At 31.7% G+C, this 21,209-nt stretch carries 21 protein-coding genes; 4 read left to right on the forward strand and 17 right to left on the reverse strand.

Annotation, left to right across the window (positions count from 1 at the left end):
* Nucleotides 1–40: 40 nt before the first annotated feature.
* Both thiH and H2650_RS01155 read left to right on the forward strand, forming a co-directional pair.
* Nucleotides 41–1,198: a 2-iminoacetate synthase ThiH gene (gene thiH / locus H2650_RS01150; protein ID WP_188048921.1), complete on the forward strand. Its 1,158-nt coding sequence runs from the start codon at nt 41–43 to the stop codon at nt 1,196–1,198.
* A gap of 54 nt (nt 1,199–1,252) precedes the next feature.
* Nucleotides 1,253–1,963 carry a HesA/MoeB/ThiF family protein gene (locus H2650_RS01155; RefSeq protein ID WP_188048922.1) on the forward strand — a complete coding sequence of 237 codons (711 nt, stop codon included), beginning with the start codon at nt 1,253–1,255 and terminating at the stop codon, nt 1,961–1,963.
* Nucleotides 1,964–2,234: 271 nt separating this feature from the next.
* On the opposite strand, the gene aat is transcribed toward H2650_RS01155, so the two are convergent.
* From aat to H2650_RS01170, 3 genes are all read right to left on the reverse strand, one after another.
* Nucleotides 2,235–2,876 carry a leucyl/phenylalanyl-tRNA--protein transferase gene (gene aat / locus H2650_RS01160; protein WP_188048923.1) on the reverse strand — a complete coding sequence of 214 codons (642 nt, stop codon included), beginning with the start codon at nt 2,874–2,876 and terminating at the stop codon, nt 2,235–2,237.
* A 114-nt stretch (nt 2,877–2,990) separates the two neighbouring features.
* Nucleotides 2,991–3,368, reverse strand: a complete 378-nt coding sequence (locus tag H2650_RS01165) for a DUF3127 domain-containing protein (RefSeq protein ID WP_188048924.1) — start codon at nt 3,366–3,368, stop codon at nt 2,991–2,993.
* A gap of 27 nt (nt 3,369–3,395) precedes the next feature.
* Nucleotides 3,396–4,271, reverse strand: a complete 876-nt coding sequence (locus H2650_RS01170) for a flavin reductase family protein (RefSeq protein WP_188048925.1) — start codon at nt 4,269–4,271, stop codon at nt 3,396–3,398.
* 175 nt (nt 4,272–4,446) lie between these two features.
* On the opposite strand from H2650_RS01170, the gene H2650_RS01175 reads away from it, so the two are divergent.
* Nucleotides 4,447–5,595 carry a PAS domain-containing sensor histidine kinase gene (locus tag H2650_RS01175; RefSeq protein WP_188048926.1) on the forward strand — a complete coding sequence of 383 codons (1,149 nt, stop codon included), beginning with the start codon at nt 4,447–4,449 and terminating at the stop codon, nt 5,593–5,595.
* A gap of 2 nt (nt 5,596–5,597) precedes the next feature.
* Here H2650_RS01175 and H2650_RS01180 read toward each other — a convergent pair whose 3' ends face one another.
* The 3 genes from H2650_RS01180 to greA all read right to left on the reverse strand — a co-directional run bounded on the left by H2650_RS01180 (nt 5,598) and on the right by greA (nt 7,461).
* On the reverse strand, nt 5,598–6,488 hold the full coding sequence (locus tag H2650_RS01180) for a hypothetical protein (RefSeq protein ID WP_188048927.1): 891 nt from the start codon (nt 6,486–6,488) through the stop codon (nt 5,598–5,600).
* Nucleotides 6,489–6,565: 77 nt separating this feature from the next.
* Nucleotides 6,566–6,955 (reverse strand): HIT family protein, encoded by a 390-nt coding sequence (locus tag H2650_RS01185; RefSeq protein WP_188048928.1) that lies wholly within the window; start codon nt 6,953–6,955, stop codon nt 6,566–6,568.
* 29 nt (nt 6,956–6,984) lie between these two features.
* Nucleotides 6,985–7,461: a transcription elongation factor GreA gene (gene greA, locus H2650_RS01190; protein ID WP_188048929.1), complete on the reverse strand. Its 477-nt coding sequence runs from the start codon at nt 7,459–7,461 to the stop codon at nt 6,985–6,987.
* 159 nt (nt 7,462–7,620) lie between these two features.
* Here greA and H2650_RS01195 point away from each other — a divergent pair, with 159 nt between their 5' ends.
* A complete protein-coding gene (locus H2650_RS01195) occupies nt 7,621–8,034 on the forward strand; it encodes a hypothetical protein (protein ID WP_188048930.1) in 414 nt (137 codons plus the stop codon).
* 1 nt (nt 8,035) lies between these two features.
* Here the strand turns inward: H2650_RS01195 and H2650_RS01200 are convergent, their stop codons facing one another.
* The 11 genes from H2650_RS01200 to pnuC form a co-directional block, all read right to left on the reverse strand.
* Entirely contained in the window at nt 8,036–10,702 is a 2,667-nt protein-coding gene (locus H2650_RS01200) for a carboxypeptidase-like regulatory domain-containing protein (protein WP_188048931.1), read from the reverse strand.
* Nucleotides 10,703–10,737: 35 nt separating this feature from the next.
* Nucleotides 10,738–11,436, reverse strand: a complete 699-nt coding sequence (locus H2650_RS01205) for a GLPGLI family protein (RefSeq protein ID WP_188048932.1) — start codon at nt 11,434–11,436, stop codon at nt 10,738–10,740.
* Between the two features lie 139 nt (nt 11,437–11,575).
* The gene (locus H2650_RS01210; RefSeq protein WP_188048933.1) at nt 11,576–11,776 is read right to left on the reverse strand and encodes a hypothetical protein; all 201 of its coding nucleotides are present in this window, start codon (nt 11,774–11,776) and stop codon (nt 11,576–11,578) included.
* 497 nt (nt 11,777–12,273) lie between these two features.
* A complete protein-coding gene (locus H2650_RS01215) occupies nt 12,274–12,996 on the reverse strand; it encodes a GLPGLI family protein (protein ID WP_188048934.1) in 723 nt (240 codons plus the stop codon).
* Nucleotides 12,997–13,104: 108 nt separating this feature from the next.
* Nucleotides 13,105–13,290, reverse strand: a complete 186-nt coding sequence (locus H2650_RS01220; RefSeq protein ID WP_188048935.1) for a hypothetical protein — start codon at nt 13,288–13,290, stop codon at nt 13,105–13,107.
* A 536-nt stretch (nt 13,291–13,826) separates the two neighbouring features.
* Entirely contained in the window at nt 13,827–14,531 is a 705-nt protein-coding gene (locus H2650_RS01225; RefSeq protein WP_188048936.1) for a GLPGLI family protein, read from the reverse strand.
* A gap of 9 nt (nt 14,532–14,540) precedes the next feature.
* On the reverse strand, nt 14,541–15,236 hold the full coding sequence (locus tag H2650_RS01230; protein WP_188048937.1) for a GLPGLI family protein: 696 nt from the start codon (nt 15,234–15,236) through the stop codon (nt 14,541–14,543).
* A gap of 239 nt (nt 15,237–15,475) precedes the next feature.
* Nucleotides 15,476–17,686 carry a TonB-dependent receptor gene (locus tag H2650_RS01235; protein ID WP_188048938.1) on the reverse strand — a complete coding sequence of 737 codons (2,211 nt, stop codon included), beginning with the start codon at nt 17,684–17,686 and terminating at the stop codon, nt 15,476–15,478.
* Between the two features lie 400 nt (nt 17,687–18,086).
* The gene (gene arfB, locus H2650_RS01240) at nt 18,087–18,488 is read right to left on the reverse strand and encodes an alternative ribosome rescue aminoacyl-tRNA hydrolase ArfB (RefSeq protein ID WP_188048939.1); all 402 of its coding nucleotides are present in this window, start codon (nt 18,486–18,488) and stop codon (nt 18,087–18,089) included.
* Between the two features lie 25 nt (nt 18,489–18,513).
* Nucleotides 18,514–20,625, reverse strand: a complete 2,112-nt coding sequence (locus H2650_RS01245) for a DUF4301 family protein (RefSeq protein WP_188048940.1) — start codon at nt 20,623–20,625, stop codon at nt 18,514–18,516.
* Nucleotides 20,586–21,209: a nicotinamide riboside transporter PnuC gene (pnuC, locus tag H2650_RS01250; RefSeq protein WP_188048941.1), complete on the reverse strand. Its 624-nt coding sequence runs from the start codon at nt 21,207–21,209 to the stop codon at nt 20,586–20,588. Before pnuC ends, H2650_RS01245 begins: the two co-directional genes overlap by 40 nt.

The raw sequence follows: 21,209 nt of genomic DNA on the forward strand, positions 1-21,209 counted from the left end.
CTGCGCAAATCTACCAAATCTGCGTGCCATAAAAAATCAAATGAACACATTCAAATCAGTTTTTGAACAATATAATTGGGACGACATTCAATCCAAAATATACGCAACCAGCCATGAAAAAGTGGAGCAAGCATTGGCGAAAAACAAACGCAATCTCGATGACTTTATCGCATTGATTTCACCCGCAGCACAACCCTATTTAGAACAAATGGCACAACAATGTCATACGCTCACTAAAAAGCGATTTGGAAAAACAATACAAATGTACGCTCCGCTATATTTAAGTAATGAATGCCAAAATATTTGTACCTATTGCGGTTTTAGTTTAGACAACAAAATCAAACGCAAGACTTTATCTGATACAGAAATAAAACAAGAAATAGCTGTTCTAAAGAAAGCAGGATTCGATCACGTTTTATTAGTGACTGGCGAGGCCAACTACACGGTAAATATCAATTATTTCTTGAACGCTATCGAACAAATAAAAAAGGATTTTTCTATAATTTCTATCGAGGTGCAACCACTTTCTCAGGAAGAATATGAGCGTTTGCATGAAGCTGGCGTACATTCTGTTTTAGTATATCAAGAAACCTATCATCAAGAAGTATATAAAAAATACCATACGAAAGGCAAAAAATCAAATTTTGATTATAGGCTAGAAACACCCGATCGTATTGGCAAAGCTGGCATTCATAAAATAGGATTAGGCGTTCTATTAGGTTTGGAAGATTGGCGGACCGATAGTTTTTTTAATGCCTTGCATTTGGATTATTTACAAAAAACATATTGGCAAACTAAGTATTCTGTTTCTTTTCCGAGATTACGTCCAGCCGAAGGAATTATAGAACCTAATTTTATAATGGATGATAAAGATTTAACCCAACTCATTTGTGCCTATCGTTTGTGGAATGAAGAGCTAGAAATTTCTATATCGACAAGGGAGAATGAAAAATTTAGAGATCATATTATTGCTATAGGAACTACAAGCATGAGCGCGGGCTCTAAAACAAATCCAGGTGGTTATGCTGTAGATCCGCAATCCTTAGAGCAATTTGAAATTAGCGACGAACGCTCTGCAGCAGAAGTTGCAGCGATAATAACTCAAAAAGGATACGAACCCGTTTGGAAAGATTGGGATAGAACCTTTAGTCAAAAGTCGAATGTCGAAAGTCTTAAAGACAGCTCGATTCTTCATTAAGTATTTTATTGCCTTTATAACTTTCGACTTTAAAAAATTTAAGACTTAATTAAAATGAGCATTATACAAGATTTTTTACGTTATAACAGACAAACCATGTTGTCTGAAATTGGTTATGAAGGACAAGAGAAATTAAAAAAATCGAAAGTTCTTGTTATTGGAGCTGGCGGTTTGGGTTGTCCTGTTTTGCAATATATTGCCACTGCTGGTGTAGGAACAATAGGAATTGTAGATTTTGATAAAATTGAAATTCACAACTTACATCGTCAAATTTTATATACCGAAGAACAAATAGGCTTTCCTAAAGCTTCAACTGCAAAAAGTGTCATAGAAAAACTAAATCCGTTAATTACAGTTTTAGCTTTCGAAGAAAAAATAACGATTGAAAATGCTGCGAGAATTATTACTGATTTTGATTTGGTCGTTGATGGCTCGGATAATTTTGGCACGCGCTATTTAGTGAATGATACTTGTGTGACTTTAGGGAAAACATTAGTTTATGGAAGTATATTAGGATTTGAAGGACAGTTAGCAATTTTTAATCATTTAGAAAGTAAACATTTGCGTGATTTATTTCCGGAACCACCAAACCCTAAAGACGTTCCTAATTGCAATATGAATGGGGTTTTAGGTACTTTACCAGGCCTAATTGGATTGATGATGGCACATGAAACTTTGAAGTTGATTATAGGTTTACCAACTTTGCATAATGAATTGGTTTTGTTTAAAACTTTGGATTGGAGTTTTACAAAGCTGACTTTTTAAATTTAGGAGTTGGAACACGGATGACACAGATTGGAGAGATGAACACGGATTTTTTGTTTTCGAAATAACTTGTTTTTAAAAGCTGTTAGCTCTTTCCCAAAGTTTAAAAATAAAATTAGGAATACTTTTGCCCCAGATGGTAGTGGAAAGCGCTGACTGAAAAAAACTATTTTTTCTAGACAGAAAAGAGCGACCGGCAGGAAGCTCCTTTTATGGCTTTAGAAAAAAAGTTTTTTGACGGAAGACTTGCAACGAACAGCTGGAATAGGCCTTAATTTTCATTACTTAAAATAGACATAAATTCAGTGCGCTTAATTTCACGGCATCCTAGACTTTCAAGATGGGGATTATAAACCTGACAGTCTAATAATTTATAGTTTTGTGTTTTTAATTGTTCTACCAAAGCGATAAAAGCCACTTTTGAGGCATTAGAAACTAACGAAAACATACTTTCGCCGCAGAAGATAGTTCCTAAATCGATTCCGTACAAACCACCGACTAATTCTTCGTTTTGCCAAACCTCAACTGATTTGGCTATTCCTAAATTATTAAGATTACAATATGCTTCAATCATGTCATTGGTAATCCAGGTTCCGGTTTGACCGTTTCTTTTTACATTTTGACAATGAGCAATTACTTCTCTAAAGTTCTGGTTGAAGGTAACTTTAAAGTTTTTCCTATTTAGGATGTTTCGCATACTTTTCGAAACAATTAATTCTTCTAGAAATAAAACCATTCTAGGATTGGGAGACCACCAGAGAATAGGATCTCCAGGTTCAAACCAAGGAAAAATACCGCTTTTATATGCCAACAATAAACGCTCAGTAGATAAGTCGCCCCCGATAGCTAAAACACCATCGCGATTGGCTTGGGAAACCGGCGGAAAAAATAAATCGTTAGTTAGGTAGTGCATTAATACAAAAATCAAGTCAATGATAGTGGTAAAATCATTAAAAAAAAAACCAAATTCCAATTTTAAGACAAGCTAAAGTTGGAATTTGGTTTTTAAAAATTTTATAATTTTATTTTAGAATGGCAAATCGTCAGCTTCTTCTTCATTTAAATTTGTTGCTGGAGCAAATGCTTGTGCTGCCGGCATTGGAGGCATTTGTGCTGCAGGTGCATCGGCTTGTGCTTTTGCAATTCTCCAACCCTGAATTGTATTAAAATAAACTGTTTCTCCCTGAGGATTAGTCCATTCTCTACCTCTTAAGTTAATATCAATTTTAACAGGTTCTCCTACTTGAAAACCATTTAATAAATCACATTTATCTTGAACAAATTGAACTAGAATATGCTGTGGATATTGCTCATCAGTAGTAACAACTACATCTCTTTTCTTGAAACCTCCAGATCCAACTTCTTTAGTTTGATCGATCATTTTAATTTTTCCTGTAACTTCCATCTTCTCTATTTTAATTGTTTGCTCTCTTTATTTTTTGGCTAAAAGTACCTTCCAAGCGGTAAGTACTTCGTTTTTATTTAAATATTCTTTAGCTAATTGGTATTTCTTGATTTCATCATCTGCACTCAGTACCCCTTTTACTTCAAAATTTTCTTTTACAAATATAGTAATTTCTTCAAGAGTTGGCAAAGATTCGACATTTCCTAACATGCCTAAATCATTTCCGTTAAACACAGCACTTTGCTTTACAAAATCAGGAATGGCATCTACTCCAATTCCTAAAGTGGTTAGTGGTTTTGGCACTTCAAAAAGTCCTTGATTGGATCTCGAATACCAATTTCCGCCCAATCGAGATACTAGATCAATCTTATGTTGATCAATCGCTCCATTTTGATCTAAAATACTTTCGTCGATATGAATTCTGACTACTTCGCAAAGAATTAAATTTCCTGCTCCACCTTCTGTTCCTAAAGCAATAATTTGAGTCACTTTACATTCAAATTGAACGGGCGATTCTTTGACTCTAAATGGTTTTACAACCTCTGAAGGAATTGGCGTTAAGCCTGATTTTAAAAACTCATCAACACCTTCAGCATATTCTGTACTGGCAAGCGAAGTTTGTTGCACCATATCATAATTCACTACATTAATTACTACTTCACCCGTGGCTTCGGCATTAATCAAAGTGTGTTTTATAGAATTGTCTCGTACCCTTCTTGCAGGAGAAAATATAAGAATAGGAGGATTTGCGCTAAATACATTAAAAAAACTAAAAGGAGATACATTTGGATTTCCTTCCGTATCCATTGTACTGGCAAAAGCGATAGGCCTTGGACCTACGGAACCTTGCAAATATCCTTGTAATTTTGCCGTTTCTATACTTTTAGGATCAATAGTAATCATACTTTAAGATTTAGTTCTTGTAGCTACAAAAGTAGACAATTGAATTAAATTTTAGAACGTCAATAAGAGAATTAGATTAAAATAATAGTGTGATTTTTTCAAAATAAAATTCTTTGATTGATCCTAAAATACTTCCATCTTTAATTCGTTATATTTATACCTCAAAATTTTATTTATGCAGTTTTCTGACCGAAGAAATACAACCCGTTGGATTATTATTTTCGCCTCTTTTTTGATCGTTTCATTGATACTTTGGAATACTTATACCTTTTTCCAGATTTTCAAAAATGAAGAACGTTTAAAAATGAATCTTTGGGCAAATGCGCAAAAAACTTTCATCAATGCTAATGAGACTACGGATGTCGAACTTCCGTTACAGATTTTCAGCAATAATACGTCAATACCAATTATTCTTACAGAGAATGATAGCATAATTAATACCGTAAACATTGACGATATTATTGTAAAAGACAAAGATAAAGCAGTAGACTTTTTACACAATTTAAAAAATGAAAATGAACCTATTGTAATAGAATATGTTCCCGGAAAATTTCAGAAATTATATTATGGTAATTCTTCTTTGCTCAATAAATTAAAATATTATCCTGTTGCATTAGTACTTATTATTGTGCTGTTTGGCGGCCTAGTGTATAATTTTTATAGAAGCACCAAAATGGCAACTCAAAACAAGCTTTGGGCGGGAATGGCAAAAGAAACAGCACATCAAATAGGAACTCCGCTTTCGTCATTGATTGGCTGGGTTGAAATTTTAAAATCGGAAGCCGTTGAAGAAAGTACGACGATTGAAATTGAAAAAGACATTGAGCGTTTGCAAACCATAACGGATCGTTTCTCTAAAATAGGATCGGAACCCAAATTAGAGAATAAAGATATTGTTGCCGAAACCCAACAATCTTATGACTATTTGCAATCTCGGTTTTCTAAACAAATTGAATTCTCTTTTCAAGCGCCACAAACAAAAATTATGGTTTTGCTAAATCCTACTTTGCACAGTTGGACAATTGAAAATTTAGTAAAAAATGCAATTGATGCCATGAAAGGAAAAGGTAAATTAGCATTAGAAATCAAGCAAGAAGGCGATTTAGTCAAAATAAATATTTTGGACACCGGTGCAGGAATTCAAAAAAAACAGTTTAAAGCTATTTTTGAACCCGGTTTTACCACTAAAAAAAGAGGTTGGGGATTGGGTCTTTCCTTGACAAAGAGAATCGTAGAGGAATACCACAAAGGAACCATAAAAGTGCTTCAATCGGAAATCGGAAAAGGAACTACCATGCAAGTTATTTTAAAAAAAATAGTTTAGCACTACTCTCTTTTTGACGATTTAACTGGTTTAGATTTTGAGATAAAAAGTGCATTTTCACCATTCCATTTATACGTTTCAGTCCATTTACTTATTTTTAAAAGATAAGTATTGTCTTTCTCTGAGTCTTGATCGTATTCTCCTTCTTCAATTTGCTTGACTATTAAATCCGGTTTCCCTCCAGTTTCTTTAGGAAAAACAAAATTTTCTGAATAATAATACACTCCAGCATCACCCACTTCTTGTTTTTCTGGCAGCATCACAAAACTTTTACCGTTCCATCCAAAATAATAGTATAAGGTCGGAATGCCGCATGCCTCTCCGCTAAAACTAATTCTATAAATATTTTCTAGATTGGTCAAACCTAAACTACCAATAGTCTTATTTTGAAAAAAATAACTACCATCAAGATTTTTTGTGATTGTTTTTTGCCCAACAACAGCATTCTCACTATCCAGGATTTTTACAGAAATGCTAACTGAATTTTTTTCAAAACCATCTGCATCTTTTACAGTTTCAATTTTATCTATAGCAGTTAGATAAGTATAGTCGGCACTTTTAGAAAAACCAACAGCCAAAAATCCTTTCCATAAAAAACCTTGAACTAATTTTCCAATATTATTTTCATATTCAATTGCAACCCAAGAAACATTTAATCCTTTAATTTTTAAATCATTTTCAGTCGCTCTAAGTACTTTTATCTTTTTTCCTAATTGCAGGGAATCGAGCAAATTGGATTGTATAGAAGGCATTTCTCTAACATAACAATTTTTAGCGGCAACAATAGTTTCATAAGCATCATAATTATTCCAATAATAATTATGACTGCTTTTCTCTTGACTAAAAATTATAAAAGGAAATAAAAAAAGTATTGAAATTAGAATTTTTTTCATGACGAATGAATATAAAAAATCCACGAGTTTAGAAATAAATTACCAAATTCGTGGAAATAAAAATTATTAATTTTATGTTATAGATTGTTTGTAATTGCTTGTGCCAAAGATTCGAATTCTTCTTTAGAAAGAGAAACTTTATTTTGAAAACGCATTTCATCCATTTCGTTCAACGGAATTAAGTGTACGTGCGCATGAGGCACTTCTAGACCAACAACGGCCATACCAACTCGTTTACAAGGGACTGTTTTTTCTAAGGCTATTGCAATTTTTTTTGAAAACTGCATTAATCCTATATACAATTCCTCTTCTATTTCAAAAATCTTATTAATTTCTTTTTTCGGAATACAAAGTGTATGTCCTTTTGCATTGGGATTAACGTCTAGAAAAGCTAGAAAATTATCGTCCTCAGCTATTTTGTAACAAGGAATTTCTCCGTTTACAATTTTGGTAAAAATACTTGACATAGTAGAAATAATTAATTGATTGTGATTGCTTAGTCTCTTGTAATTTCAAGTATTTCAAATTTCAAAACGCCATTAGGAACCGTGATTTCAGCGACTTCTCCAACTGATTTACCAAGTAAACCTCTACCTATAGGTGAAGTTACTGAGATTTTACCTGTTTTTAAGTCAGCTTCACTTTCTGCAACTAATGTATATTTCATTTCCATGCCATTGGTTTGATTTTTTATTTTAACATTAGAAAGAACCAAAACTTTAGAAAGATCTAAATTTGTTTCATCTATCAAACGAGCATTAGAATGTACTTCTTCTAATTTGGCAATACGCATTTCTAACATTCCCTGTGCTTCTTTAGCCGCATCATATTCTGCATTTTCAGAAAGATCGCCTTTGTCTCTAGCTTCAGCAATATCTGCAGAGGCTTTTGGACGCATCACACTTTTTAAATAATCTAACTCTTCCCTTAATTTCTTTAACCCATCAGCGGTGTAATACGATACTGTACTCATAACTTCCTTATTTATATAAATAGAAAAAATCCCATCAGGACGGGATTTCTTTCCACAAAGATACTATTATTTTTATTTGCCTATAATTATATGTTAATCATATATAATTCAAAGTTAAATAATTTAAATTTGTTTCGCTAATACTTTGACACTTTTAAAATGAAAAAATACGCCGCTTTTTTTTTTATTATTCCTTTCTTTTTTTCCTGTAGCGATTCAGGAGTAAAGAACACCAATCCTTACTTACCTAACTATTCAGTTCTTATTGACCTCAACTTAAACTTGCCCCAATATTCTGATCTAAAATTTGTGAGCAATGCGGTGTTAATTCCAGAAAAAGGGGTTCGTGGCGTTATTGTTTTTAATACTGGTAGTGGCTACAATGCTTTTGATGCCGCTTGTCCTAACCAAGCATTATCTTCTTGTTCTACTATGACAATAAAAGGTATCAATGCCCTTTGCGCTTGCGACAATCAAGAATACAGTTTGTTTACCGGACAAGGAAAACTGCAATACCCAATGAAACAATATCGCGTTCAGATAAATGGTGATGTGTTGCGAGTTTTTAATTAAATTACAATTTATAACTTATCGAGAACAAAATTACTCTTGGTAAAAGATAAGTGTTTCGCTCACTGATTACATAATCTGAAAAAGAATAATCATTTTTTAGTTTATTGTCAAACAAGTTATTGGCGGTTAGTTCAAAACCTAAAGGACTATTTTTCTTTTGGTATCGTAAAGAAGCATTAGCAATATCATAAAAATTACTTTGATTTGCGTTATTTGTATTTTTCAGGTTTTCATATTCCAATTTAAAAACCCAAGATTTAAAAAAATTCACATTTGCATCAGCATTTATTGCATCAGTTTGAAAATTTGACTTTGTCAATCCTGAAAGCTGACTAAATCCTTTATTATAACCAATGCTGAAATCTGGCCATTTGCGATAAGCGGTTTTAATAACCAAACCAAAATTTTGACTATTTCTATCATTTGTGGTAATAACACTGTTGATGATTTGACTGTAATTAAACCAATTCAAGCGCGTGTTTAGTTTTAGATTAAAACGATAAATCCTTTTACTAAAAGAACCATTTATACCATAAGTAGTTTCAGGATTGTCGCTTAAAATTGGAGTATTAAATTGATCGATTCCATCTAATTGAATCTCATTGCGAATGGTTTTTATTTTTTTATTGAAATTTGCCATTGCATTCCAAGTAATACCTCGATACATATTCATTTTTGAATACCTTAAATTAGCTGTATGGAATTGTTCATTTTGCAAAAGCGCATTTCCTTTGTATACCAAATTGTAATTTTGTAAAGTATAATTAGGAGCTAATTGACTTACTTCTGGAAAATTATTTTCTAATTTATAATTAAAATTAAGCGTTTCAGATTTATTAAATTCATACTCGCTATTCCATTGTGGTTGTAAAAGTGTTTTAGATAAGTGTTGTTCTCTACTAATTTGATTCGTTTTTAAATTATAAAAATGGACATAAAGACCAGGTTTATTAGTCCACTTTCCTATTCTAAATTTATACTCAACGCCAGCGTAAGCATCATTTAATTGGTATTTTATGTCATTACCAAATCCAGCCGATGCAAAATCATTACTAGTTCCGTTAGTAAGAATTTGTTTTTCGGCAGTTGTAAAACTTGAAGTGCCTGAATTATTCCCAACATTAGTATACAAATGGTTGAAATTATTAATAATCCAATAATGCTTAAATAAAGCATCAATACTATTAATTTTTACTTTTTTGATTTGGTTAATCGTGTAAGAAACATCATTTTGTAACGGAATTAAGCCCACAAAAAAAGGCTTATCAGTAAACCATTGATTTTTTGGTGTATTGTTATCATACGCTTGGTTTATTACAAAAGTCGTAGTGTGCTGCTCATTGTAACTTTTATGCCATTCTAAATATTGCTTTACGGACACATTATCTGCCTTACTGATAGTTTCAAAAACAGTTGAATTTGCAGCTGTTATCGAATTTACAGTGCTAGATAAATCATTAGTACTAGATTGATATTGGGCGTTGTAATACCATTTTTCTTTATTGGTAGGCGAATAATCTAGTTTGATATTCCCTATTCCCAATACGGAACGATTTTCGCCATTTTGCAATTTATTTTCGAAAGCAATGGCACTATTTTGTAGATATTCGTTTTTACTTTCTGTTTTGGTTGCTGTTAATACTTTAGAAAAAATACTGAAACCAGAAATCGTCAATTTTGAAGAGGTTTCGTGGCTAAAATTTAAAGCTGCAAATTGGGATTGATTGGTTACTACATCCGTATTATCATTTGCAAAAGAATATAGATTAGTAAACGATTTTCTCCCCGAAAGAAACGTGCTCATGCCACCGCCAAAACGCATTAAATCATCAAAAGTAAACGTGCTTCTGCCGATGTTATTGGCATCGCCTATAAAACTCAAATTTGTTTTGGGCGCATAATAAAACAAAGCAGTATGAGCGAGATAAAAACCATTATCAGCATTTCCTACTTCGGCACCCGCTTCGACATCACCAAAGACAAACTTTTTTTTATGGGCTTTTAGTTTTACGTTCATAGCCAGTTCATCACTATCCGAAACTTGTTTCATAAAGCCTACCTCATTAAAGTTGTCTATAACTTCAATTTTGTCCATCGCATCCGCAGGAATATTTTCGACAGCTAGTTTTGAGCCTCCGCCAAAAAATGATTTTCCCTCAACGAGCATTTTGGTTACTTTTTTGCCCTGTACCGTAACATTTCCTTTTTTATCTACTTCAACACCGGGTAATTTTTCTAGAATTTCTTTCATTTTGCGCTCGTTGCCGTTAGCAAAACTTTTTACATCAAATGTCATGGTGTCTTTCTTGATGACTATAGGCTTAAACTCATGTTTGATGACAATTTCTTTGAGTTGTTCCCCCGTAGGTTTTAGTTTAAAATCATGACTTGTATTAGTGGCATCATTTGTCATTATAAAAACCTCTTCTACAAAACCAATATAGGAAACAGTGATTTCATATTTTACGTCCGCATCTAGTTCTAGGCGATAACGTCCTTTGTTATCCGCAATAGCGAATTTTAAGTTGGCTTTCTCTTGTAATGGTTTTGCAATAACATTAGCAGATTCTAATGGTTTATTTACATCGTCCGAGACCACACCTACAAGAATTTTTGTTTGGGAGAAACAGAGAGTCGTAAAAAATAATAAAAAAAGTGTTTTGAACATTAAAAGTGAAATAGTTAAAAAAATGTACTTAAAATTTACATTCCCATTTGTGTTTGTAGTCCTTTTTCATAAACCTCTTTGGTTACCGTTTTTCCTTTTGGGAAATCTATAGTAATCGTATTATCATTTAAATTGATTACTGCGGCTAAATATGTAGTTCGATTTTCTGTGAGTTCTAAGATGAGACCAGGCAATCCATAAAAATTCTTAGGACCAAACGAATAGGGTAAACTAGGCGCAAACCATGCAGTTACCTCCTTAACACTTCTTTGCCCTTTACGATTAACAAAGAATATTTTTTTTATTGCTTTATAACAAGTGTAGTCTGCAATAATTTTAGACTCCGTACTTATTTCCCAATTTGTGTTGCTATAAATACTTTCTATTAGGACTCCCTCTTTTGTTTTATCTATTTCAATTTTACGTTCAATATCGATATAAATTTCAGAAGAAGAAGTAAAAGCCATGCTAGCGATATTTTTCATTTTAACTTCATACTCTGAAAGATTATCTAATTTTTTATTAATCTTGAAACTAGATTTAGATTTATTAAATAGCAATTCAAATTGTTGCGTTTTTGCATCATTAACCATTTGAGTAATGAAATCTTTCTTATCTTTTGGCACTTCACCTAAATCAACAGACATTTGTACATTATAAAAAACCTTACCTGATTGTGCAAGAGTGCTATTTAAAACAAAGAAAATAAAAAAAAGAGTAATTGTATTTTTCATTGTATGTTATTAGTTTTTTTTAATAAATTTAATTTTGATAAACAAAATAAATCATTTAGACTATATTTTTTTTAAGTTTTAGTTGTTAAATAAAATTGGTAAACCCCTTCAAAAAATTCTTTTGCAGGGGTTTAATAATTTAGCAGTTTGACATCAAAGCATTTAACAAGTCAATATCATCTTCTCCACAATTATAGGTGTCCACAACATACTCATAAATATCAATTGCCATATCTTGACATGGAGTGGCTTTAACTAAAAGCATCTCATTTTTTACTGAAATTTTTAATTTTGCAACTTCATTATTATTTGCCATTGCAACTCCACTAAATGCTACCACTGCAAAAGCGCTGAATAGTATATTTTGATAATTAAATTGGTTTAAATTTATAAATATTTTCTGGTTAACCAAGGTAAATATCAAAAAAAATAAACAAGAATTACATTTAAAATTTAACGAGTTGTTCGTCTGATTAAGGAGATGTCAATAAATCAATTTCTTACAAAATTTAAAAAGATTAGAAATTCATAAACCTTTAGCTTTCTAAAATAAAGTATCATTTCAATTAAAACTTCAAATTCATCCCTACTAAAAAATTAATTACTGCTTGCGCATAATAACCGACCCCAGACGTTACACCGTTTATTATCAGCTGTAGAAAAATTTAAATTGGCTTTTTCTTGCAATGGCTTAGTATAACAGTAGCAGATTCTAATGGTTTATTTATATCGTCCGAAACCACTCCTACAAGAATTTTCGTTTGGGAGAATGATAGAGTGGTGAAAAAAATGTTTTGAACATTAAAATTGAAATAGCTTTAAAAATGACTTAAAAATTTACATTCCCATTTGTGTTTTTATTTCTTTTTCATAAACCTCCGCACTAATTGTTTTCCCTTTTGGAAAATCAAGTGCAAGTTCCTTATCTGTAAAAATCTCTATGGAAGTAGCATAAAAAGTAGTTTCTCTATCTACTAGTTCCAAGATGAGTCCTGGCAAGCCATTAAAGTATTTAGGACCATATGCATATGGCAAACTTGGAGCAAACCATGCAGTAATAGGAATGCTGGTATTTACTCCTAACCTATTAATAAACTTCATGAAATAAGTGGCTTTGTAACATAAATAATTATCAATTATCTTACTTTCACTCGATATTTCCCATTGTAATTTATCATGCGCTTTCTTTATGAGTTTTCCATTGTCCTCCCGTTTTATTGCAGTATTAGTGTACTTATCGAAAAAATAATCACTTTCGTTCGTTACAATAAAAGCCATCGTCCTAGCCATTTTTCTTAAGCCATTATTTTCAGCGTCAGAAATTAGATACTTGTCCAAAACTGAACTTGACTGTGTACTGTTAAATTGCAACGTACAAGTTTGCTTGTTTGCGATTTCAACTGTTGCCTCATTTAGTTTGTTAAATTCTGGATCTTTACTAACTGTGCCATAACCAACTAATTGAATTTTATAAATAACTTTACCAGAAACTGATTGTCCAAAACAATTAGCCATCGTTGAAGCGCAAATACAAATGAATATAATTTTTAATTTTTTCATGATTTTAACTTTAAAATACAAACAAAACTTTCAATAGTTTTGTTTATATTTTTTAATAATTAATTAATTCTGTGGAGTTTTCGCATCTTCACAAGCTTGGTAATAACCTTAATAAGCCGCATAATTTTGCTCTGCATAATGTGTGCCATTACCATCATATACGCGGTCTACATAATTCATTGCTTTTGTAGTACAATCTTGCACTTTTAAAACAACTTCCTTTTTCTGTTTCTCTTTTTTCCCCTCTTTCAATGCCAAAGCATTTGCCATTGCAACTCCACTAAATGCTACCACTGCAAAAGCAGTAAATACTAATTTTTTTATAATTAAATTAGTTTAAATTTATAAATATTTTCTGGTTAACCAAGGTAAATATCAAAAAAAATAAACAAGAATTATATTTAAAATTTAACGAGTTGTTCGTCTGATTAAGGAGATGTCAATAAATCAATTTCTTACAAAATTAAAAAAGATTAGAAATTCATAAACCTTTAGCTTTCTACAATAAAGTATCATTTTAATTAAAAATTCAAATTCATCCCTACTAAAAAGTTAATTACTGCTTGCGCATAATAACCGACCCCAGACGTTACACCGTTTATTATCAGCTGTATAAAAATTTAAATTGGCTTTCTCTTGTAATGGTTTTGCAATAACATTCGCAGATTCGAATGGTTTATTTACATCGTCCGAGACCACACCTACAAGAATTTTTGTTTGGGAGAAACAGAGAGTCGTAAAAAATAATAAAAAAAGAGTTCTATACATTGTAACTAAAAAATCTATAAAAATGAACCATTAATTTTTATATTTACTATTTATGAAATTTTTCAATATCCTTCTTGTTTTGTAAAAGCCTCTTCTATTTGCTTTTGAGTTAATATTTTTATTTTATCTAAGAATTTTACATCAAAATCAAAACTACTATTAAGGTTTATACTTTTAACACCATAAATAGCATTTCTCACTTGGAGTTCTAAAATTAATCCTGGTAAATTACCATAACCAATAGGACCATTAGGAAAAGGTAGTTTAGGGCAATACCACGCTACAACAGGATGGTTCCACACCTTATCACCATAGACCACTTTATTACTACTAGTTGCTTTATAGCATAAATAATTATCAATTAATTTAGTTTCACTAGTCAAGTTCCAATCACTTTTAAAAACTTCTTCACCGTAAATATTCTCTCCCAAATAAGGACTTTGTTTTAATACTTTCCCCTTTATACTGTATATCATTCCTGTGTAGTGTCCCATTGAAAGAGTAAAGCTTTTAGAACCCAAATTACCATCGATTTCTAATTTTTTTTCGTTATAAAATTTAGAACCATTTTGAGTAATAATTAATTGAAAATTTAATTTTTTACAATCAATCATGGATTTCAAAAATAAATTTTTTAAAGTAGCGTTGTTATTAAATAAACCAACTTCATTCTCTATATTCAAGCCATAAACGACACTGATATTATTTTCTTGTCCATTTGCTGAGGATACAAAGAAAATTAAAAAAACAATAATAGTATTTTTCATTGTAAGTTATTAATTCTTAAAATCGCTAATTTTTGCAATCATTTTTTCTAATTCTTTTTCATCGATTATTTTATACTCTTTAATTTTAGGTAAGATAGGAGGATTATTAAGATTCATTTCAATTTTTTTAACCTCAAAAAGAACATTCCTAACTTGTAATTCTAAAATCAAACCAGGTAAATTACCAAAACCATTTGGCCCAAACGAAAGAGGTATTTTAGGGCAATACCAGGCTATTACAGGAAACTTAAAATTCCCTTTAGTATTTATAATTGTTTTAATAGCAGTAGCTTTATAACACAGAAAACCTTGAATTTCTTTTGTTTCATTAACCAAAGTCCATTCGTAAAGTTCATTTTTAAGTAAAAAATTCCCAAAACTTTTATCTAATTCAGAAAGTGCAAAGTCTTTTGTTTGATAAATTACCCCTTTATAACCTGAGGCAACAATAGCCAATTGATTGTTATTTTCTCCTATTTCAAGTCCTTTGTTTAAAGAAAAAAAAGAATTTTGCTTATCGAATAATAAATTAAAAGTCAAATATTGCGCATTATTTACAGCCTCCGAGTATAATTTTTTGAATGGACCATTCTCTTTAAGTCCTTCTAACATTTCAATACTTAGCCCATACTCTACAGTTCCGTTTTTTACTTGTCCAAGACAAGAAACGAAACAAAACAATAATATGATCTTTATTAACTTCATTATTTATAAATTTTACGAAAATCATTATTTAATTAATCACACTTAAAAAGAAGAAATTATATAATCATAAACCTACAAAATAATTCATCATCAAAAAGCATTTATTTTAATAAAATAGTATGTTATTTATAAATTTAGAACTTCTTTTCACTAATATTGAATGTTAAGAATACCTACAAAATTAAAAAAGGCTAGAAGTTCATAAACTCCTAGCCTTGTTCAATAAAGTATCATTTCAATTAAAACTTCAAAGTCAGTCCTACTAAAAAGTTAATTCCTGCTTGCGGATAATAACCGGCTCCTTCTAAAGTAGCAATTGCTGGCGGATTAGACTCATCATCATCATAATTATAGAAAAAACCATTTGATATGTATTTGTAATCAAAGATGTTATTTACTAAAGCTGAAAGATAAATCGATTTGAAAATTGATTTTGGAATAATCTCATACGAAACATTCAAATCATTCGTAAAATAGGATTTTAGTTTAGATCCTTTTGCATCAATATTTGCCATATATTGTTCCCCAACATACTTTGATAAAAAAGAAACTTGAAGGTTCATTATTGGAACATAACTCACTATATTTCCTGCAATAAAATCAGGTGAAAAAGCAATATTGGTATCTCCTAACGAGGTTAAAACACCATCTCTCTTAAAGAAAAAATCTTTGTTTTTATTTGTGCTCACCGTTATATTTGGTCTAATAAATAAATTATCCAAAATAGAAATTGTTGCATCAACCTCTACACCTAAACGATAACTATCGCCACTATTTTCACGTATTGGCGCACCTACATCGTCTAATGCTCCTGTAACGATCAACTGATCTTTGTAAGCCATATAATAAACATTGGCGTTCAACTTTATTTTTGAATCCACATGACGCAATCCCAATTCAAAATCGTTTAATTTCTCTGGGCGTGGACTCCCGTTTTCATAATCGGATCTGTTCGGTTCGCGATTGGCTCTGGCATACGAAAAATATAAGGCGTTGTTAGCATTAAGCTCATAATTTAATCCCGCTTTAGGATTAAAGAAATTAAAATTATCATTGACCAAACCTGCTTCGGCACTATTGGCTTTATAATGAACGTTTCGAAGTTGTAAATCTCCGTATAAATTTAGCTTTTCTGTGATTTGGAAATTGGCTTTCGCAAAAACATTTCCATCCATTTTTGTCGCGGCATCATCATAATAATGATCATCTAATTCAGATTTTGAGGCATAGCGCGCCCAAATTATTCTTCCAAAGTGATTTCCTTCGTACTTATTGTAACCGCCTCCTAAAATAACATTCCATTTTTCTTCTTTATAACTGGCCGAAAAAGTAGTTCCATAAAAATCATTTACCAACCATTTCTGGCGAATCAAATCAGTTTTATTAATGGTAGTTGCATCAATCACAATTGGAGTCAATCCATATTCCACAAACTTTGCATTCGGCTTATAATTTTCATAAAAACCCTTTCCTTTGGTATAATGAAAAGCCAGATTCGTACTCCATTTTTCGGATGCTTTTTCGTTCCAGTGCAATTGATAATGATCTTGTTGGTAGTTATCCGTTTCATTGTCATAAAAACGAAGTACTCCAAACTTATCTGTATACTTCCCCGCAGGATTAAACGTTCGGTCATTTCTTAGTTTGTCCAAATCCTCTAAACCATTCCAAGATTGATAGGTTTTTTCATTTCCGCCAAAAGCTAAGGCTTTAATTAAAGTAGTTTTGCCCACATAAGTTCCTTGAAGAAAATAGGATTTTAAATCCGAAAAAGCCCTGTCAATATAGCCATCTGATTTTAAAGCAGACAAACGCCCAGCGATTTCAAAATGATCATTCATCAAACCAGTACTAAATTTAACGGTGTGTTTTCTAGTGTTAAAACTTCCAAACGAATTAGCGATTTCTCCCGTGCTTTCCTTAGCGTATGTATCGGTCAACATATTCAAGCTTGCACCAAAAGCTCCCGCGCCATTGGTTGATGTTCCTACACCACGTTGCAATTGCAAACTTTCTACTGAAGAAGCAAAATCAGGCATATTCACCCAAAAAGTTCCATGACTTTCGGAATCATTATACGGAATTCCGTTGATGGTTACATTGACACGAGTAGCATCACTTCCACGAACACGGATTCCGGTATAACCTACTCCATTTCCTGCATCAGTAGTGGTAACCACGGACGGTAAATAATTCATCAAAATAGGAATGTCCTGACCGAGATTACGAGATTTGATGTCTTTTTTAGTCAGATTACTAAAACTAACGGGAGTTTTTGGAGTAGCACGAACTGCCGAAACTAATACTTCGTCTAATTGATTGACTTTTGTAGAATCTTTTACTTGTGCAAAAGAAATAGAAGAGGATAATGTAAAGAAAACAGACAGTATAAAAGTGCTGTTTTGTACCTTTTTGCCTTTAAGGCTAGAAAAATTGCAAATAGTTTTCATCCGTAAAAAAGATTACGAATAAAAGGGGGAATTATTCTTTTTTTTAAATTATTGATTGTTTTTATGACAAAAAAATAGTGTGCACACTATAATTTGTCATTTTTTCCCTTAGCAACATTACTTGCTCAGGTTCGTTGGGTATGATCTCAGCCTGTAATTCTGAATTTTCAGAATCTAAGCACCCCTTTGAGACGCAGCAAAGGTAAAAAAGTATTAAGATAAAAGTAACAAGTAGCCTAACATTTTTTGCAAAGCAGTCAATCAAAAAAATTACTAACTACAACTCAACGTTTTACCTCTTTAAATAAAAAAATATTTTAATAGTAATCAAATCACAGCAATCAAAAAGAAACCACTATTACACTCTCTTATCTAAATAATTGATTTTTCGACAGTATTTTCAAAAACCTGGTTTCTTTCTTGTTTTCTTAATTTCGGAAATAGACTTTTTATTTTTAATTCTTTTTCGAATAGCTGCTTTTGGAATCTTAGTTGGTTTTCTTTCTTTAGGAACTAGTAAACCGTTTTTTATAAGTGATAAAAAGCGTTTGGTTACAATTTCTTTATTTTTTAGCTGACTTCGGTCTTCATCACAATTCAGAATCAAAATTAATTCAGACGTTAATCTGGAATACAAATTAGTTTCAAGTAGTATTTTTTCTTCTTCTGAAAGGGCTTGCGAATTTTTCAAATCAAAACTCAAAACTACCTTAGACGAAACCTTGTTTACATTTTGTCCTCCTGCTCCGCTACTTCGAACTGCCTTATAGTGCAACTCTGCTAGTATTTTATGAATTTCCATGCTGCTCTATTATTTCTGTTATCTCTTAAGATTGATGTGCCGGCTTCAACAAATCATTTACTGTTTTTACAGGATTAAAGGTAAGTAATGGAACCTCAACAAATACCGTAAGCCAATTATCCATAGCACCATTCCATAATCCAGGCAACTCATAAGCCTTGATATTTTGTCCCATGCAAATTTTATCTACAATAAAACCGCTGTTGTGATCTACAAACTGAGCTAAATTAAATTTCTCGTTTTTATAGTTTTTAATGCCGCAAACTAAGTCTACAGGATTAAAATGAGTGGCGGCATTGTGAATTCTTTTTTGTTCTTTATCCGATAAATTTATTTGGGCACTTTCTACAATTTGCAACGAAATTCTACCTTCTTTATTCTGAACCCAAAAAGGACCGCCGCCTGGTTCTCCTTCATTTTTGACCATACCACATACTCGAATCGGTCTATTAAGCGCTTCTTTTATAAAGGCTATTTTATCATCTACAGTGCCTTTTTCAAAATCATCTGCTACTTGCACATTTAATTTTTTTCTAAGGAAAACACCAATTTCTTGTACTTTTTCTTGACTTAAAACTGTTGCGTCAATTAGTCGCAAATAATTAAAAACTTGTTGTTGCAATTCAACCAAAATTCCCGCCAGTGCATTTTTATACAATGCAATTTTTTGGTTGTTATTATGAATTACATTGTCAATATTTTTTATAAAAATGACATCTGCGTTTAGTTCATTTAAATTTTGAATAAGTGCTCCATGACCGCCTGGTCTAAAAACCAATTCGCCATTTTCCTCTCGAAAAGGTTTATTTTCTGTATCAACGGCAAGAGAATCTGTGCTTTTGTTTTGATAGGAATATGTTACCTTAATTTTGGTATTTGTTTCCTCTTCAACCTTATGCTTTATAGAAGTAATTATTTCCTCAAAATGAGACTGGTGCGCTTCAGAAACCGTAAAATGCAAATTTGAGTTTCCATTAGAACTAGAATAATATCCACACTCATATAAATGCTCTTCTATTGGTGAAGCCACATTGGAAGCGTATTTATGAAAAGGCAAAATCCCTTTGGGTTTATTAGCAAAATCAAAAAAATCACTAGAGAGCAAGAATTTTACAAAATAATATTTTTTATAATCATTCTCTAAATCATCAAAATTGGTGAGTTCTGATCGCAACTTTGAATTTATTGCTTCAAAAAAAGGAAATTTCTCAAGTCCAACTAAGAATATAGAAAGTCGACTCGCTTTTTTTCGATTTATATAGGCATTTATCGTTTCGTTTTCTAAATCAAATTCTTCTAGAAATGCAATTAAAAACTTAAACATTCTTGTTGCGGCACCAGAGGCAGGAACAAATTTCAAAAGTGTTAACGACTCCTTGTTCTCCTCAAAAAATGCAGCTTTTTCTATAAAATCATTTTTAGACAATTTTAAAATTCCATTATTCAAACTCGCCGGCTGAATCAACTTTGTTTTGCAGATTCCATTTTGAATAAACTCTAATTGCTTTACTACTTGATCCACTGAAATTTCACGTTTATAAAGCTGTACAAAATCCAAAGAAGAAAACCCATGTTCTTTAGCTTTTGTCAAATCATCTACGATTGCAATAGCCTTTTTAAGTCGCGATTCTTTATCGCCTGTCAAACGGATAAAAGGCTTATTATTGCTAATTAAAGACTGTTTAAAAACCTCAAAAACACTTTCTCGACCTTCTGTTTTGTCTCTTAAATCATCTTTTTCCCAAGGCACATCAATATCGGTAAGAAAAAACAAATCGTATTCATGTTCCTGAGCTGCTTTTTGCAACAAAGGATCACAATAATTGTAATACACATCAGAAAAAACTTTGGTGACCAACAAATTCGTATCGCAAAACAAGTATTTATTAGCAAGTACTAGTTTCTCATTTTCTAATTGAACTTGACCATACGCTATAGGAAGCATATCGGACAGATCACATATTTTTTGTTCTTTATCCCATTTTTCTTGCAGATAATCTCTTGCAAACTCAGGAGTCCAAACCGTATGATAATGTGCAGCAAGTTGTTTAGCTAATGTTGTTTTTCCGGTGCTTTCGGGACCAAACAAAGCTATTTTTATAACTGAACTTTTTTGTTGTCTAAGATTTTTTTCCATTCTAAATAGCCATAAACGGCAATAATTGTAAATACTATATACTGAAAACTGGTAAAAGTGTATCCTTTTGCCAAATATAAAGGAATAGAAAGCAAATCTCCAGCAATCCAGAAAATCCAGTTTTCAATTTTTCTTTTGGCCATAAGCCACATTCCCACAAAAAATATGCCTGTTAATAAAGTATCTAAATAGGAATACCAACTGGTAAATTTATCAAAATAAAGATAAACGATTACCACAAAAACAAGGGTAGCAACAAAAATTAGTATTGCCATTCCTTTCTCTTTTTTTGTCATTATTGCTATTGGAAACTCCTCAACATCTTCTTTTTTTCGGGTCCAATGATACCAACCATAAATACTCATTATAAAATAATACACATTGATCATTGAGTCTCCCAACAAGCTCCATTGCCATAGCAAATAAGCATAAATAGAAGTGCTAATTAATCCCGTGGGGAAAACTAAAATATTATCTTTCTTAGCATACCAAACACTACATAAGCCAAAAAAAACAGCAATAAGTTCTAGATAAACTTCATGTACTGGATAATCATGATATTGTGCAAAAAAGTGATCAAACAT

Source organism: Flavobacterium sp. GP15 (genome assembly GCF_014281985.1).
Classification (GTDB): Bacteria; Bacteroidota; Bacteroidia; order Flavobacteriales; family Flavobacteriaceae; genus Flavobacterium; species Flavobacterium pygoscelis.

Coding starts and splice junctions, on each gene's coding strand:
- pnuC (WP_188048941.1), bottom strand. CDS start 21,209: ATGTTTGATCACTTTTTTGCACAATATCATGATTATCCAGTACATGAA.
- thiH (WP_188048921.1), top strand. CDS start 41: ATGAACACATTCAAATCAGTTTTTGAACAATATAATTGGGACGACATT.
- H2650_RS01185 (WP_188048928.1), bottom strand. CDS start 6,955: ATGTCAAGTATTTTTACCAAAATTGTAAACGGAGAAATTCCTTGTTAC.
- H2650_RS01165 (WP_188048924.1), bottom strand. CDS start 3,368: ATGGAAGTTACAGGAAAAATTAAAATGATCGATCAAACTAAAGAAGTT.
- H2650_RS01235 (WP_188048938.1), bottom strand. CDS start 17,686: ATGAAAACTATTTGCAATTTTTCTAGCCTTAAAGGCAAAAAGGTACAA.
- H2650_RS01225 (WP_188048936.1), bottom strand. CDS start 14,531: ATGAAAAATACTATTATTGTTTTTTTAATTTTCTTTGTATCCTCAGCA.
- H2650_RS01155 (WP_188048922.1), top strand. CDS start 1,253: ATGAGCATTATACAAGATTTTTTACGTTATAACAGACAAACCATGTTG.
- aat (WP_188048923.1), bottom strand. CDS start 2,876: ATGCACTACCTAACTAACGATTTATTTTTTCCGCCGGTTTCCCAAGCC.
- H2650_RS01175 (WP_188048926.1), top strand. CDS start 4,447: ATGCAGTTTTCTGACCGAAGAAATACAACCCGTTGGATTATTATTTTC.
- H2650_RS01215 (WP_188048934.1), bottom strand. CDS start 12,996: ATGAAAAAATTAAAAATTATATTCATTTGTATTTGCGCTTCAACGATG.
- greA (WP_188048929.1), bottom strand. CDS start 7,461: ATGAGTACAGTATCGTATTACACCGCTGATGGGTTAAAGAAATTAAGG.
- H2650_RS01230 (WP_188048937.1), bottom strand. CDS start 15,236: ATGAAGTTAATAAAGATCATATTATTGTTTTGTTTCGTTTCTTGTCTT.
- arfB (WP_188048939.1), bottom strand. CDS start 18,488: ATGGAAATTCATAAAATACTAGCAGAGTTGCACTATAAGGCAGTTCGA.
- H2650_RS01205 (WP_188048932.1), bottom strand. CDS start 11,436: ATGAAAAATACAATTACTCTTTTTTTTATTTTCTTTGTTTTAAATAGC.
- H2650_RS01195 (WP_188048930.1), top strand. CDS start 7,621: ATGAAAAAATACGCCGCTTTTTTTTTTATTATTCCTTTCTTTTTTTCC.
- H2650_RS01180 (WP_188048927.1), bottom strand. CDS start 6,488: ATGAAAAAAATTCTAATTTCAATACTTTTTTTATTTCCTTTTATAATT.
- H2650_RS01170 (WP_188048925.1), bottom strand. CDS start 4,271: ATGATTACTATTGATCCTAAAAGTATAGAAACGGCAAAATTACAAGGA.
- H2650_RS01245 (WP_188048940.1), bottom strand. CDS start 20,625: ATGGAAAAAAATCTTAGACAACAAAAAAGTTCAGTTATAAAAATAGCT.
- H2650_RS01200 (WP_188048931.1), bottom strand. CDS start 10,702: ATGTTCAAAACACTTTTTTTATTATTTTTTACGACTCTCTGTTTCTCC.